The 15,990-nt window shown below is 35.2% G+C and carries 10 protein-coding genes; 2 read left to right on the top strand and 8 right to left on the bottom strand.

The window, feature by feature from the left end; genetic code table 11:
• Positions 1 to 224 precede the first annotated feature (224 nt).
• The gene (locus LC076_RS08725) at positions 225 to 902 is read left to right on the top strand and encodes a YesL family protein (protein ID WP_226667756.1); all 678 of its coding nucleotides are present in this window, start codon (positions 225 to 227) and stop codon (positions 900 to 902) included.
• A gap of 1,124 nt (positions 903 to 2,026) precedes the next feature.
• A complete protein-coding gene (locus LC076_RS08720; RefSeq protein ID WP_226667754.1) occupies positions 2,027 to 4,144 on the top strand; it encodes a cellulase family glycosylhydrolase in 2,118 nt (705 codons plus the stop codon).
• A 274-nt stretch (positions 4,145 to 4,418) separates the two neighbouring features.
• Here the strand turns inward: LC076_RS08720 and LC076_RS08715 are convergent, their stop codons facing one another.
• The 8 genes from LC076_RS08715 to LC076_RS08680 form a co-directional block, all read right to left on the bottom strand.
• Positions 4,419 to 6,128 (bottom strand): methyl-accepting chemotaxis protein, encoded by a 1,710-nt coding sequence (locus LC076_RS08715; protein ID WP_226667752.1) that lies wholly within the window; start codon positions 6,126 to 6,128, stop codon positions 4,419 to 4,421.
• A 74-nt stretch (positions 6,129 to 6,202) separates the two neighbouring features.
• The gene (locus LC076_RS08710; RefSeq protein WP_226667751.1) at positions 6,203 to 7,378 is read right to left on the bottom strand and encodes a sugar ABC transporter permease; all 1,176 of its coding nucleotides are present in this window, start codon (positions 7,376 to 7,378) and stop codon (positions 6,203 to 6,205) included.
• An 11-nt stretch (positions 7,379 to 7,389) separates the two neighbouring features.
• Positions 7,390 to 8,910 carry a sugar ABC transporter ATP-binding protein gene (locus LC076_RS08705; RefSeq protein WP_226667749.1) on the bottom strand — a complete coding sequence of 507 codons (1,521 nt, stop codon included), beginning with the start codon at positions 8,908 to 8,910 and terminating at the stop codon, positions 7,390 to 7,392.
• 91 nt (positions 8,911 to 9,001) lie between these two features.
• Positions 9,002 to 10,120, bottom strand: a complete 1,119-nt coding sequence (locus tag LC076_RS08700; protein ID WP_226667748.1) for a sugar ABC transporter substrate-binding protein — start codon at positions 10,118 to 10,120, stop codon at positions 9,002 to 9,004.
• Positions 10,121 to 10,434: 314 nt separating this feature from the next.
• Positions 10,435 to 11,505, bottom strand: coding sequence for a sugar ABC transporter substrate-binding protein (locus LC076_RS08695; RefSeq protein WP_226667746.1), 1,071 nt, complete (start codon positions 11,503 to 11,505; stop codon positions 10,435 to 10,437).
• A 57-nt stretch (positions 11,506 to 11,562) separates the two neighbouring features.
• Positions 11,563 to 13,104 (bottom strand): response regulator, encoded by a 1,542-nt coding sequence (locus LC076_RS08690; RefSeq protein ID WP_226667744.1) that lies wholly within the window; start codon positions 13,102 to 13,104, stop codon positions 11,563 to 11,565.
• The gene (locus LC076_RS08685) at positions 13,101 to 14,543 is read right to left on the bottom strand and encodes a sensor histidine kinase (protein ID WP_226667743.1); all 1,443 of its coding nucleotides are present in this window, start codon (positions 14,541 to 14,543) and stop codon (positions 13,101 to 13,103) included. The genes LC076_RS08690 and LC076_RS08685 overlap by 4 nt, the downstream gene beginning before the upstream one ends.
• Positions 14,540 to 15,517: a sugar ABC transporter substrate-binding protein gene (locus tag LC076_RS08680; protein ID WP_226667741.1), complete on the bottom strand. Its 978-nt coding sequence runs from the start codon at positions 15,515 to 15,517 to the stop codon at positions 14,540 to 14,542. The genes LC076_RS08685 and LC076_RS08680 overlap by 4 nt, the downstream gene beginning before the upstream one ends.
• Between the last annotated feature and the right edge of the window lie 473 nt (positions 15,518 to 15,990).

Genomic DNA, 15,990 nt, shown 5'->3' with positions numbered 1-15,990 from the left:
AGTTTTTTATGATGACCAACACTTTTAATCTCTTTTTAAACTTTGTTGCTTTTAGTCATAAGAAGAAAACAGCACTGTATAAAGTCTAGTGGCATCTTTTCTTCATAGAATAGTACCTTATATATGATAAAAACATTGCTACTAACAAAAAATGAGGTAAATTATCTATAATCCTTTAGAAAAGAGCCTTTTTGAAAGCAGAAGCGATAGAGGAGTTGAAGCAATTGAATAATTTTCTCGGTAGATTACAACCCGTTTTTGAATGGATTATTAATTTAGCCACACTAAACCTCACATGGCTAGTCTTTATTTTACCAATTGCGTATTTGAGTTTACTTCTAGTTCTTGTTGAAGATTTTAGTCAGATGATATTGTTACTAATCTCAATTATTGTCTTATCTCCGGTTTTGTTATTTCCGGCTACGACAGCTTTATTTGGAGTTGTTAGGAAATGGTTCATGAAAGAAGATATAAAAATTATTCGTTCCTATTGGAAATTTTACAAAGAAAATTATAAACGAAGCTTTTCAGGAGGACTCTTTATCTCATTTCTATGGCTAATAGGAAGTGTTGACTATCTTTACTTTAAGAATACTTCACCTTTTTTAAATTTTTTATTTTTGTTCATATTAGCTCTTTTACTTCTCTATACACTATACTTTTTTTCTGATACTGTTCATACAGAATCTAAACTATCTCAGAGCTTAAAGAACGTACTCATTATCAGTATTACAAACCCTGTATTTTCCTTTGGAATCATCATTTTATGTATTTTTATTATTTATATAAGTTTCACATACTTGCCATTTTTGCTTCTACTCTTTACTGGTGTCTTTGTCGCAATCCTTAGTTATTATGGCTACCATAAAATATTTACGACAATAACGCGCATGAACAAATAGACTATCTTTTTTCTTATTTTTAGACATTCATGAGAGGTTATTATTTCATGAATGTCTTTTTTGCGCGCCAACCAGCCTTTTCCTGACCATCAAATGCATTTTATCGACCATTATTCCACTTTTGCACGCCAACCTATGCGGACTTTTGATCCTGCTTTTATCTCGTTTATGTCCTTCATCACCTCTATGACGGACTTTTGATCCTGCTTTTATCTCGTTTATGTCCTTCATCACCTCTATGACAGACTTTTGATCGGACTTTCCTCTCGCTAATGTCCTTCATCACCTCTATGACGGACTTTTGATCGAGGTTTCCTCTCGCTTATGTCCTTCATCACCTCTATGACGGACTTTTGATCCTGCTTTTAAGTCGTTTATGTCCCTCATCACCTCTATGACGGACTTTTGATCAAGGTTTCCTCTGGATTATGTCCCTCATCAGCTTTATGACGGACTTTTGATCGAGGTTTCCTCTCGCTAATGTCCTTCATCACCTCTATGACGGACTTTTGATCAGACTTTCCTCTCGCTAATGTCCTTCATCACCTCTATGACGGACTTTTGATCCTGCTTTTATCTCGTTTATGTCCCTCATCACCTCTATGACGGACTTTTGATCAAGGTTTCCTCTGGATTATGTCCCTCATCAGCTTTATGACGGACTTTTGATCGAGGTTTCCTCTCGCTTATGTCCCTCATCACCTCTATGACGGACTTTTGATCGGACTTTCCTTTCGAATATGTCCCTCATCTCCTCTATGACCGACTTTTGATCGAACTTTCCTATGGCTTATGTCCCTCATCAGCTTTATGACGGACTTTTGATCGGACTTTCCTCTGGATTATGTCCTTTTTCATCTCTATGACGGACTTTTGATCGAGGTTTCCTCTCGCTTATGTCCTTTATCAGCTCTTTGTTAACTCCTAAAAATCTCCATATTCAAAAACATTATTTTAATAATCAAATAATTCTATGAAAATACATCTAATTTTCCATGTATTAACACTTAAGGTGTTTTGCTAACATTTTATTGTAAACGTTTACAATAATTCTATTAAAAGATGGAAAGAGGTGAGTACCTGTATTTTTATCCCTTAGTCTACTAAAATTGGAGGCGAGTTAATTGAGATACTTAAAGTTATTATTACCCGTTCTTTTGTTAATAGGGCTAACCATCCCTACGATTGGTTTTGCTGAAGAAGCAGAAAATGTCATAACCTCAACAGAAACCCCAACTTATGACATTGTTCAATACGCTAATGATATGCAGCCTGGTTGGAACTTAGGAAATACGTTTGATGGTTTTGATACGAATAAGGTTGTGCTTGATGAAACTGCATGGGGAAACCCTGAGGTGACAAAAGAACTTATCACAAAAATTAAGAATCAAGGTTTTAATAGTATCCGAATTCCAATTACATTTGATACTAGATTAGGAGACGCCCCAGACTATACGATTAATCCTGAGTTTCTAAGTAGAGTGGACAAAGTGGTTAATTTGTCACTCGAAGCAGACTTAAAAGTCATGATTAACATTCATCATGATTCATGGAGCTGGGTTGCTAATGGCATGCCTTCAGATCATGAAACCACCTTGTTAAAATTCAATTCAATTTGGATGCAACTATCTACACACTTTAAAGATTATCCATCAAATTTAATGTTTGAAAGTTTAAATGAACCACAATTTTGGGGAGACGGCGGAGACGTTCAAGGTCAACAATTTTTGAATGAACTTAATGATTCCTTTTACGAAATTGTGAGAAATTCGGGTGGAACAAACGAAACTCGTGCACTTGTTATACCTAGTTATTATACTAATTTCGAAAATCAGGTACATGTGGATAACCTATATAATTGGATTATAGAGAAAGAAGATCCATATATTATCTCAACTGTTCATTATTATGGGTATTGGCCTTTTAGTGTGAACATTGCTGGAACTTCTACTTTTGATGAACAAACAATAAATCATATTAATGAAAATTTCAATCGAATTTATGACAAGTTTACTTCGAATGGAATTCCTGTCGTTGTTGGAGAGTTTGGCTTATTAGGCTTTGATCAAAATACTGGTACAATCCAACAAGGTGAAAAATTAAAATTTTTCGAGTATATGATTTCCTATGCTGAACAAAAAGGAATCATCCATATGCTTTGGGATAATGGACAGCATTTTAACAGATCAACTCTAGAATGGAATGATCCACAATTATATGACATGATGAAAGCAAGCTGGGAAGGTCGTTCTTCAACAGCTGACACTGACTTTATCTTCATGAAACAAGGTCAAGAAATAACAGACGTTACAAGAACATTCAACTTAAATGGAAACCAATTCGTATCTCTAAAGAATGGTGATAGAACTTTAGTTGCCGGAGAAGACTATGTTTTAGAAGGTGACAAGCTCACCCTAAAAGCAAGCTTGCTTTCCCAATTCTCTTCAGATAAATTAGGGGAAACATCGGTATTAACTACAACATTCAATGAAGGAGCAAATTGGTATTTCACCATATATAATCATGATACTCCTATTGTGTCTGACTCATCAGGGGCGATAAGCGATTTTTCCATTCCGATGCAATTTAATGGAAATTCACTAAAAACAATGGAAGCCATATATGTAGATGATAAAAGTGTAGCTGGACCACAAAACTGGACAAGTTATAAAGAATTTGGATATGCGTTTGCTCCTAGTTATGAGGATAATGCAATAACATTTCCTTTTGGAAAAGATCGATTCTTCAAAGAAATTGAGGAAAATCGTTCAGTACAACTTACATTCCACTTTTGGAGTGGCGAAAAAGTAGAATATATAATTAAAAAAGATGGAGACACGGTTGTTGGAACTACTGTAAACCCACCTGGAGAAGATGATAACAGTGATACACCAGATGATGGTGATAACACAAATGAACCTGGGAATGATGATAACAATGATTCACCGGATGACGGAGATACCAACGATCCAGGGGATGATGATAACAATGGTTCACCTGGTGATGATAATAGTCAAACACCGGTTGATAAGAATACAGGAACTTCTGGAGAAAATGGTAGCAACGATCATTCTAATCAAGGTAACACCAATGAAAATACAAATGGAGGAGAATCTAAAGGTAATGTCCTTCCGAATACGGCAACTACAGATTATCATTCATTAATCCTTGGTTTTGTATTCCTTATTTCCGGTTCCATATTTGCCTTCTTTTCAAGAAAAAAAAGTTCATTATATAATTAATGGCTGCTGTTTTCGTAAATTCTGTTGATTTTTGTGATATGAAGAATACAGCACTGTATAAAGTCAATTAGCAACAATCTTTCATAAAAGAGCCTAATTAATTGAGTAGGAGGCGCACCACAGCGCCTCCCATTCACTTCTTATTACGAATCGTTCAATATACCGTGATTCAAATCCATTTCTCCAAAAGCAAATGCCCCTTTTGAAATAGAAAATGAATAATAGCAACTGGAAAGATTCCTATAGTAGACATCACTCTTTTACTTATCCACCATCAAATTTTAAATCGTGCCACTTGTTTTTGTAAGGATTCAGCTGACTTTGCCAATCGTTCGGAACTTGCGGCAACTTGCTCCATAGAGCTGCTTGTTTGTTGCACTGAGGCAGCAGTTTCTTCAATTCCTGCTGCAGATGTTTCTGAAACTTCTGCAATTTCTTCAATGGATTTATTAATTTCATCACTATTATTCTCAATCGTGCTTAAATTTCCTGAAATCAGTTCCACACCTTTTGTCATGTCTAATAAGGCTTGATTTATTTTCTCGAATGTTTCTCCAGTTGTTTTGATTTGATTTGTTCCATTTTCAACTTCCACATAACCAGATTGTAGTGACTCTGTCACAAGAGTAGAGTCAGCTTGTATACTCCCTACAATAGAAGTAATATCCGTTACAGAGAAGGATACTTGTGCAGCTAGTTTTCTCACTTCATCAGCAACGACCGCAAAGCCCTTTCCATGTTCTCCAGCTCTAGCTGCTTCAATGGCAGCATTCAACGCTAGTAGGTTTGTTTGGTCAGCAATGGATTGAATCACTCCGACAAGTTGAGAAATTTCTGCTGATTGCTTTTCTAACGTTTTTACCTTTTCTACTGCATCTTCAACAATTGTATGAATGGCGGACATCTGTTGGACAGAAGAAAACATTAAATTCCTTCCTCTTTCGGTTAATTCAATTACATGCTGAGAAGATCGATAGACTTCTTTACCGCTTTTATTCGCTTCGTATACTTTATTGGAAAAAACCTTCATCGAAGCTGCTAATTCATTTGTTGAATTTGCTTGTGTTTCTGAATCTGAAGATAGCTCTTGAATCGTTATGGCAACCTGACTACTTCCCTCTTTTACTTCACTTGCAGATTGAGACAATTCTTCACTTTGAGCTGATACTGATTCTGAGACTGTACTAATTTCTCCTAGCAATCCCCTGATGTTTTCACTCATTTGGTTGGTTGCTTCAAATAATCGACCAATTTCATCAGAAGATTTAGTTATGATCGGTTGCTGGCTTATATCCCCATCAGCAAGCAACCCCATTCTCTTTGTAACAATTGCAATAGGTTTTGAAATGAGTGAGGACATATACATAGCGATGACAAATCCTATAACAGCAACAACAATACTAACCGTTAAACCCATGGTAATGTTTGATTCATTATTAATAAGTAAATTGTTTCCTGCTCCTTCAATCTTTTTTTCTCGATTGTTAATAAGATATCTATAACCGTTCATTATTTCATTTGCAGCTAATCGAACAGAGCCCTCTAGATTTGCACTTGCTAGCTCCTCGTCTCCACTTTTATAAACAGCAAAAACTTCATCTTTAACAAGCTTTTCCCATTCTACGCCTGAAGCGACTAGATGTTTAAAATCTTCGGAATCACTTATCTTTAAAGCTGCTTCTTCTACTTTTCTGCTTTTTTCTGAATACGTATTAAACTGGTCTATATATTCTTGTTTTCCTGTTAACACATATCCCCTAGCAAATCCGATTCGTTCTGCCATGTTTTGTCCTAATGTTTCATCAGCTATTAATAAAGGAATTTGCTGATTTATGATATTCTTTGCATCTGAGTTAATAGATTTAGAAGCAATAAAATTATAAGCTCCAAAAGCAATCGTTAACAAAATGACGATTGAAAATCCAAGTAGTATCTTTGTTCTAATTGACTTCAACTTCATTTTTTTAAAAAGCTTCCTTTTCATCCTATATCCTCATTTCTATAGATATAGAAATGACCCCTTGCCCTCTGGACAAGGGGTCATTCCCCACCGAATTATTAAGCTCTTTGCTTACGTGTCATAACATCAAAAATTACTGCTAGTGCAAGTACTCCTCCACGAATCATATATTGAGGAGCAATTCCTACACCTAATAAGTTCATTCCATTTGTTAAAGTCGCCATTACAATCGCACCAATAACAGCTCCTGTTACTTTACCAACACCACCTGCAGCAGAAACCCCACCAACGAATGCTGCAGCAATCGCATCAAGCTCAAATAATGTACCAGCAGTTGTTGTAGCTGATTGTAAACGGGCAGTGAATAAAATACCAGATAATGCAGAAAGCATCCCCATTGAACCGAATACTAAGAAAGTAATTTTACTTACGTTTATACCAGTAAGATGTGCCGCTTCTGGATTACTACCTACTGAATAAATATGGCGACCAATTACTGTCTTTGTTGTAATAAAGTGATAAACAAGAACAACAAGTAAAATTATCATAACAGTCCAAGAGAAACCGTTGTAACCAGCCAATAACCAAGTGATATAGCCCATAATACCCGATACAAAAAGTAGCTGTAGAACAAAAATAGGTTTTGACACAACATCAAATTCATATTTAATCTTATTTTTGCGATTTTTTATTGAGCTAATAATATAAAATAAAATACCAATTAATCCAACAAGCAGGGTAAGTAAATGAAACCCACCAACTTCAGCAATTGAAGGAATATATCCGTTACCAATAGCATTAAACGCATCATTATCAACGATAATTGTACCTGTTTTTTCTGTTGCTAATAAAATGGCACCACGATAAATTAACCAACCAGCCAGGGTAGCTACGAACGCTGGAATTCCAACTTTAGCTACTAGAAAACCTGTAGCAGATCCAGCACAAATCCCAAGAATAAGAATGATTGGGATAACAATAAATACAGGCATATTAAACTGCATTAACAAAATTGCCGCTACTGCTCCAAGAAAACCTGCCAAAAACCCGATTGATAAATCAATATGGCGAATGACGATAACCAGCATAACGCCGACAGCTAGAACAGCGATATAACCTGCTGAATCTAGTAAATTACTAATATTTCGCGAAGACATGAAAAGTCCATTAGTAAGTATTTGAAAAGTAATCATAATAACAATAAGTGCTATATACATACCATAATCACGTATATTATGTTTTAATAATCCTTTTAACTCGTTAATATATTTCATCTTACTACCTCCTATTGCGTCGCAAGTTCCATGATCTTTTCCTGACTGGCTTGTTCTGATGATAATTCACCTTTGATTTCGCCTTCAGCCATTACATACACACGATCGCTCATTCCAAGAACTTCACCAAGCTCTGATGAAATCATAATAATACTCATACCTTTATTAATCAGTTCATTCATAACTGTATAAATTTCAAATTTAGCACCAACATCAATTCCACGTGTTGGTTCATCTAAAATCAATAATTTTGGTCCAACAAACAACCATTTCCCTAAAGAAACCTTTTGCTGATTACCACCACTTAAATTACCAACAAGCTGCTGTAGTGATGGTGTCTTAATTCCTAATGATTCTCTATAGCCTTGGGCAATGACAATTTCTTCGTTTTCGTTAACAAATCCATTAGGTGAGATATTCTTTAAATTACCAATTGAAATGTTGCTTTTAATATCTTGTTGCAAAAACAATCCGTCACCTTTTCTATCTTCTGTCACATAAGCAATTCCTGCTTTGATTGCTTCACTCGGATGTTTAAACTTACCTGATTGTCCTTCTAATAGTAAATCTCCTTGAATCTTATATTTAGCCGCATTACCAAAGATACTTAATGCAAGTTCGGTACGCCCTGAACCCATTAATCCAGCTATACCTACGATTTCTCCTTGCTTCACTTCAAGGTTCACATTATTTACTACATTACGGCCAAGTAGTGGATCATAAGCTGTCCAGTTAGATAACTCAAGGACATTGGCACCAAAATCTTTCTTAGGACGTTTAGGATAAATATCTTCAATTTCACGGCCAACCATGTTTTTGATAATCGACTCTTCGGTAATTTCTCCTTTTGAGCCATCTAATGTACAAATTGTTTCACCGTCACGCAATACTGTTGCTTTATCTGCAATAGCGGTTACTTCTTTTAATTTGTGAGAAATCATAATTGATGTGATTCCTTGCTTTTTTAATTCAAGTAGTAGTTGTAGCAGGTTCTCACTATCATCTTCATTTAGCGCAGCTGTTGGCTCATCTAAGATCAGTAATTTAACTTCTTTACTTAGCGCTTTAGCAATTTCGACTAATTGCTGTTTTCCTACACCTAGATCTTTAATGAATGTTTCAGGATTAACTTTCAAGCCTACTTTTGTTAGCATTTTCTTCGCTTCTACGATGGCTTTATTCCAATCTAAAATACCACCCTTTTGAATCTCATTACCTACAAAAATATTTTCATAAACAGTTAAATCAGGGAACAACGCAAGCTCTTGATAAATAATCGCTATCCCTACATCAACACTATCGCTTATTTTGTTAAATTGTTGAACTTCATTATTAAAAACAATATCACCTGAGTAGTTTCCATACGGATACACACCACTAAGTACTTTCATAAGTGTAGATTTTCCAGCACCATTTTCTCCTACTAAGAAGTGGATTTCTCCTCTTTCAACTTTAAAATTGACATTAGAGAGCGCCTTCACACCTGTAAATTCTTTTGATATTCCATTCATTTCTAATATATAATCGCTCATCTTTTTGCCTCCTTAACAAGACAACTTAAAATTTAGGAATGAGTGTTAGACAGAAAGTCTAACACTCATTCCTTGAACTTCTATTTTTCTATTACTCTAGTCCTGTGAATTCACTTGCATCATAGTAACCAGAATCGATTAATTCAGCTTTCACGTTATCTTTGTTAACAACAATAACGTCTGTTTGTTTAGCATTAACATCAACACTACCGTTGTCATAAGTTCCAGTTGTTTCTGGAGTATTTCCATCAAGGATTGTAACAGCCATACCCATTGCATCTTCAACAAGTGTACGAACATCCTTGAATACTGTCATCGATTGTTTACCATCAATTACATATTGAATAGAAGCTTTTTCAGCATCTTGACCAGTTATTGTATAGCTTGAAACTGCACTGTCAGAAGCAAATACGTCAGCGATTGAACGAGCAGTACCATCATTTGGAGCTAAAATTGCAATGTCACCTTTTAAATCAGCACCAGCTGCAGTTAAGTTTGTTTGTGCTTTATTTTTAGCTTCGTTTGGATCCCAGTTCGTTGTAACCTGACCTAATACTTTACCTAACTCATCACGAGTAAGAGTTGCTTTATCTTTTAACGCTTCTGCTTCACTAGAGTTAGCGATCACAAAAGTACCATCAGCAATTTTTGGTTGAAGAACTTTCCAAGCACCTTCGAAGAATAAGAATGCATTGTTATCAGATGAAGCACCAGCATATAAGTAAAGTGGTACACCAGTTCCTTCAACATTATCAACTAAATATTGACCTTGTGCTTCACCTACAGCAACACTGTCAAATGTCACATAATAATCAACTGCATCTGTATCAGTGATTAAACGATCGTAAGAAATAACTTTAATTCCTTCTTTTTTAGCTGCTTCTACAGCAGAACCAGCTGCTGGACCATCATGTGGAGCGATAATTAATACATCGATACCTTTACTAATTAACGTTTCAACGTTTTCTTTTTCTTTTGCAGAAGAACCTTGGCTGAATAAAATTTCAGTTGTATATTCAGAGTCTGCTAGAGCTGCTTTAAATCTTTCTTCATCTTGAACCCATCTTGGCTCATCTTTAGTTGGTAATACGATACCAACACTTACTTCACTGCTTCCGCTTCCCCCAGTGCTGCCACTGTTACAAGCTGTTACAAATGTTAATAAAATACCTACTAATAAGACCGAAAGTAATTTAAATCCTTTATTCATTCTATTTTTCCCCCTCTAATTTGGTTGTAAGTGCTTACAAATAGAATATACCATCTAAATTAGGGAATAAGAGCGCTTACTTATAGTACTATTTTATTATTCATCTGTACTTTTTTAACATTGTGAATGAACAAAGTACCAGGTCAAAGCTTTTTTAACAGAAACAAGACTAAATCGAACAGAGTTTTGAAGGTAGGTTATCCTCTAATTCTATTTTTCCTAAAGAACTATTTACAAATTTTAAAAATCATATAAAAAATGGAGCTCGAATTCATTATTCGAAGCTCCATTCTATTGATCTATTTTTAAATTTGCTAATCAGATTTATTATTCTTCACATAAACTTCTTCTCTAGTATGGAAACCGTCAGCAATAATTGTGTCATCTATATTTGTTTGATTAACAATAGTTGGTGAGAGAAGGATCGAAGGCACTTCCATTTTACCATTGTTTACTTTTACAACATCTCCAATTTCCTCGTCCTTTGCTAGCTTGATGGCAAGCTCAGCAGCTAGATCAGTTAGCTCTTTAATTGGCTTATAAATCGTCATTGCTTGCGTTCCATCAACAATACGCTGAATAGCTGCTAAATCTGCGTCTTGACCAGCCACTGGAATTTTCCCGGCAAGCCCTCGGCTCTCAAGTACCTCAATTACTGCACCAGCTGTCGCGTCATTAGCTGCAATCACCGCGTCGATGTTGTTATTATTTGCATCTAAGGCAAGCTCTATATTATCTTTTGCATTTGCTGGCTCCCAATCTTTCGTCCACTGATCAAATACAATAGTAATATCTCCTTTTTCAATGTATGGCTGTAATACGTCAAATACACCTTTTTTCGCCATATGTGCATTATTATCTGTTTCAGCTCCACCGATATAGACGTATTTACCTTTTGGAACAATACCTAAAATGGCTTGCGCTTGAAGTGTACCCACCTGTTCATTATCATAAGATAAATACATATCAACATCAGCATTTTTTACAAGACGATCGTATGATAATACCTTAATTCCTGCTGAATGTGCTTTCTCCACAATAGCTGCGGTTGATTCTGCGTTATGTGGCACAATGACTAATAAATCAATACCCTTGCTAATCATCGTTTCTGCTTGCCATATTTGCAAAGCATCATCTCCATGTGAAGCCATGACCTCAACCTCTGCACCTAAATCTTCAACTGATTTTTTAAAAAAGTCTCTGTCTTTCAGCCATCTCTCTTCAGTTAAAGTATCCATTGCAAAGCCAATTTTAATAGGTTGATCTTCTACTTGTTCCTCTGTCGGCTGAAAGCTTCCCGTATTTGATTGTGGATTCGTGTCATTGTTTCTATTATCCTGTTTTTCACACCCAAGAAGAAATAAAAATAATATAAGTACCAACATTCCTGGATTTCTTAGGGAAAATAACTGTTTAATTTTAATCGCTCCTATACAAAGGTATTATTCAACTTTAGAAAGCAACTTTTTACGGTACTCTTTTGGAGAAGAATGACAGATCTTTTTAAATACCTTGCTGAAGTAATTTGGATCATGGTAACCTACTTCAAATGTTATTTCTTTCAAACTTTTTGACGGATCTCTCATCAATTTCTTTGCTTTTTCAATACGGCATTCAGTTAAAAAGTGAATGTAATTGATCCCTAGTTGTTCTTTGAAAATTTTACTAATGTAAATAGGGCTTAAACCAACTTCTCTACCAATCGCTTCTAATGAGATATCTTTATGAGCATGATCAATAATATATTGTTTTATATGTTGTATGATATCAGCTTCCATTGCTGCATGATTTTCTTCATGTGACTTTCTCAATCTTTCTAACAAATGACTAGTTTCTGCGCGAAGCTGCCTGTAATCAGTTGATTTAAAGGAATACAGCTGTACATCAGATTCAATTCCCATCTCACTTAATACACGAGAGGCGATCCAAAACAGTTCCATCACTTTTTGCTGGGTTTGCTTTAACATCGTACCTTCTTGCTCTAAACGATCAATAATCGTCGTAATTCTGTGGAAGATTTCATCCCATTCTCCATTACGGATATATTCAAAATATTGCTGTTCATTTTGTTTCGTTGTTTCCTCATCAAAGCCAGAGACAAGCGCAGGTAATTCATCGTAAAATTGAAAACTCCTCGGAATTGACGTATCTCTAGTTGCAACTAACGACTCTTGATACGACTGCCTAATTTGATCTAAAGAGCTATATACAGTTCCGATTCCAACAAATAATTTGTTATCTTCACTAGATGAATTTAATGACAAAATCTCCCTAGCTAACATCGTTGCTTGATTACGGAATGATTGATTTTTCTTTCGAAATACAATAATAGGAAGCTGACGTCCATATAAGGCCCCAACCCAAGCACTTCCTGTTTTACTTACTTTTTCTCTTACCGCAGAATAGCAGGCTTCAAAGCCATTTGGTACAATGACACTAATCACAAACTTTTCCGCTGTCGATTGGATGTCTACCATTTCTAATAATTCTTCTAAATGTATTTCATGAACATGATCAAACAACAACTGTGTTACAACATCAGTCTGAAACAAAGACATCGCTTTTTGCAGCGTATATTGCTGCTGTTTGTTTACCTCAAGTCTTTTTTGTTCAACTTTAATTTGCTCAAGTACTTTCTCAACTGTATCAACTATTTCCTTAACACGACTAGGCTTGACCAAATAATCAACTACACCAAGCTTCATCGCTTCTTTTGCATAATCAAAAGTGGCGTAAGCAGTCACTAAAATAAATTTCAAGTCAGGATAATCTGATTTGATTGTTTCAATTGCCTCAATACCAGTTATACCAGGCATTTGTATGTCCATAAATACTAGATCAGGTTGAAATTCTGATACTAATTCAATCGCCACTCTTCCATTTTTTGCTTGTTGAATCGTAATATCGTTAAAATTCTTCTTTAGAATGGCTTCTAATCCATCTCGTTCAATTTGTTCATCGTCTACAAGTAGTATTTTAATCATTTCTCACCTCTCCTTTCTTTCAAAAGCTTGATACTTACTTTCGTACTAACTCCTATGGTACTTTCAATCTTCATCACATCTTCCATACCATTAAAAAGACGAAGCCGCTTCATTACATTACTTAAGCCAATTCCAGATGAATGTCCATTCGCTGTATTTACCTTTTCTTCTAATATTTCTTGGATTTTTTCTTCTGTCATCCCAGGACCATTATCTTCCACTTCAATTGTGACTAAATCACCTTCATCTTTGATTCGAAACCAAATCGTACCTCCTTCTTCATTTGGTTCAACGGCATAAATAACAGCATTCTCTACAAGTGGCTGCAAAGTAAGACCAGGAATTTTAATAGAAAGGCAGGACTCATCGATTTCCATATGAAAATTAAGTCTATCGGTATATCTGGTTTTTTGAATATCAATATATTGTTGCATCACGTAAACTTCATCATAAAGTGTCATAGGCTTATCCAAATGCTTCAAATTATATCGCAATAAACCTGCGACACTAACTAATAAATCACTCGTCTCTTCAGATCCTTCCATATAAGCTTTTTTAGAAAGTGTATTTAACGTGTTAAACAAAAAATGAGGATTAATTTGACTTTGAAGATTTCGCAGCTGGCTTTCTTTAAGTAGTAGCCTATTCTGCTGTAATTCATTTTCTAACTGTGCATTATGATGAATATCTGAAATTAACTTGTTAATATTTAAACGCATACGATCAAACGTCTTAGCTAAAAAGGCAATTTCATCACTTGAATTCACTTCCACTTTTAAATCAAATCTTCCTTTAGACAGCTCGTTTGCCGCAAGTGTTAACTTCTCCACTGGTTTCGTAATTCGTTGTGAAAACCAATAGGTAAAAAGTAAAAGACCAACCGTAATCAATAATAACAGCCATGTACCAAGTTGCTTAAGTTCTTCTGACTGATTAATAATCCCTCGATAAAACAAGTCATATGTTTGTAGCTCAAGATCAATTAACGTCAGTGCCATTTCCGAAATATAGTTAGAGATATGTGTTGCTTCATTGAAAGCTTTCATCGAGTACTCAGTTTCCGCCTCTGAATGGAAAGATAACGCTGAATCAATTGTCTCCACTAAACTCTCAATCAAGTTAATATAATTAGTTAAAGCCAACTCATTCTCCACATTTTTAAAAGTAGCAACTTCACTCTTCATGCTTTGAATGTCTTTTTTATTCTTAGTAACCGCTTTTAAATGATCATTAGAAGGAAGTAATAAAAAGTTATTCAAAGCAGTTACAGTATCTTCACTTTTTCTTGATATTTCGTTCAATACTAAATATCGTTCCAGAATACCGTTATACTGATCGAGCATTTTTTGGTTATAGGATATGAGCGAAACCCATGTTGTCGCCATTATCAAAAGGACGATTAACACAAGTCCCCAAATTTTCTTTTGTATACTGTTCATTTCAAGTCCACCTGTTTCACCATTCGAATATCAGTAAAATAACCATCTAAATTTAGTGGTAAAACCTCTTTGTTTAACCACTTCATCATAAATTCCACACTAAGAATCCCCATCTTTGAAGGAGACTGCTCAATCATGCCATCAATTTTTCCTTGTTCCAATAATGATAGAGATGTAGGATCATCATCAAAAGAATAAATATGATACGTTTCCGCGTTGGAGCGTCTATCAATTTCCTCTACAAGATTATCAGCAAATTTAGCATTTAACGTGATGAAAGCATCTACATCTGGTGATCTGTTTAATAAATCCTTCGTTGTGGCAATCACTTGCTCTCTAGTATCTTCTGTTTCTGCTTCAAGCAGTTCAATATCCTGATAATTGGAGAGATATTCTTTTATACCTTCTAACCTTTGTGTTTGGTAATATTCCTGTCTTTCATCAAGCATGAGAGCCACTTTTCCGGACTTCCCCATATCTTCTACCAGTTGTTCTGCAATCATTTTACCTGCTAATACCTGATCAGAACCTACATATGTCCTACGAAGACTTTCTGCCATTGATACATCATTAGCTATCGTAATAACTGGCACACCATATGAAGACGCTTTCACTTTTGTTAATTCCTTAAATTCCTCTGTATCTAATCCCTGGACAATAATTCCATCTACTTGCGAATATATTGCTATTTCTATTTGTTTCAGAAAATCTTCCTGATTATTGCCATAGCTTCCCCAAATCTCTAGCCTAGCTCCATCCTTCTCGGCTTGTTGCTTCGCTCCAGCACTTACTTGATCCCAAAAAGGTGTATCTAATTCCTGAGTAATCAAAATAATTCGCTTGTCAGTAAGCTCCTCAGTTGATGCCTCTGGTAACTGCCAATTTGTATCAAAAACTTCCACTGCAGAATCTACCGTATAATAAAAAAGGATGATACAAGTAATGACGCTTAAAAATTTAATGATACTTCTCATGAAATGTAACTCCTTTAGAAAGTAAACTGATTTTCATTATAACAGACAATTAAATTAGTGAAATATATATCTAACAAATTTTTGATGATAACTCTTGGGATGGTTGTGGTAAATGAGGCTAGTGATTTTAAGCTAGAAATCCTTGTATTATGCTAACTTTCGAGAATGAAGACTTTTATTGTGATTTTTCCACATGCTTGGACTTTGTGTTGTAGCGCATTCTTAGGTAGCAGAGTTTTTTGAAAGTGGATTTTTCGTCGAAATTTGTCTAATCGAAGATAAATTCGGAAAATCGAAGATAAATTTGCAAAATCGAAGATATTTTCGAAAAATCGAAGATAAATCCATAGAATTCTTTTAAGCCCCCTTAATCACTTGGACACGAAAATCGATAAAGAGTACAATCTTTTTAACCGAAGATGATCGATAAAGGTGGTGAGGGAATGGCTAAGAAGAAGATCGAACTTTTTGAG

The organism is Metabacillus litoralis (genome assembly GCF_020524045.1).
Classification (GTDB): domain Bacteria; phylum Bacillota; class Bacilli; order Bacillales; family Bacillaceae; genus Metabacillus; species Metabacillus litoralis_C.
The sequence above is the reverse complement of the archived record's forward strand: the minus strand, read 5'-3'. Positions and strand labels throughout refer to the sequence as shown.

What these genes read in the sequence shown, in the direction of transcription:
- LC076_RS08715 (WP_226667752.1), bottom strand. Translation starts at nt 6,128, where the DNA reads ATGAAAAGGAAGCTTTTTAAAAAAATGAAGTTGAAGTCAATTAGAACA.
- LC076_RS08710 (WP_226667751.1), bottom strand. Translation starts at nt 7,378, where the DNA reads ATGAAATATATTAACGAGTTAAAAGGATTATTAAAACATAATATACGT.
- LC076_RS08705 (WP_226667749.1), bottom strand. Translation starts at nt 8,910, where the DNA reads ATGAGCGATTATATATTAGAAATGAATGGAATATCAAAAGAATTTACA.
- LC076_RS08700 (WP_226667748.1), bottom strand. Translation starts at nt 10,120, where the DNA reads ATGAATAAAGGATTTAAATTACTTTCGGTCTTATTAGTAGGTATTTTA.
- LC076_RS08695 (WP_226667746.1), bottom strand. Translation starts at nt 11,505, where the DNA reads ATGTTGGTACTTATATTATTTTTATTTCTTCTTGGGTGTGAAAAACAG.
- LC076_RS08690 (WP_226667744.1), bottom strand. Translation starts at nt 13,104, where the DNA reads ATGATTAAAATACTACTTGTAGACGATGAACAAATTGAACGAGATGGA.
- LC076_RS08685 (WP_226667743.1), bottom strand. Translation starts at nt 14,543, where the DNA reads ATGAACAGTATACAAAAGAAAATTTGGGGACTTGTGTTAATCGTCCTT.
- LC076_RS08680 (WP_226667741.1), bottom strand. Translation starts at nt 15,517, where the DNA reads ATGAGAAGTATCATTAAATTTTTAAGCGTCATTACTTGTATCATCCTT.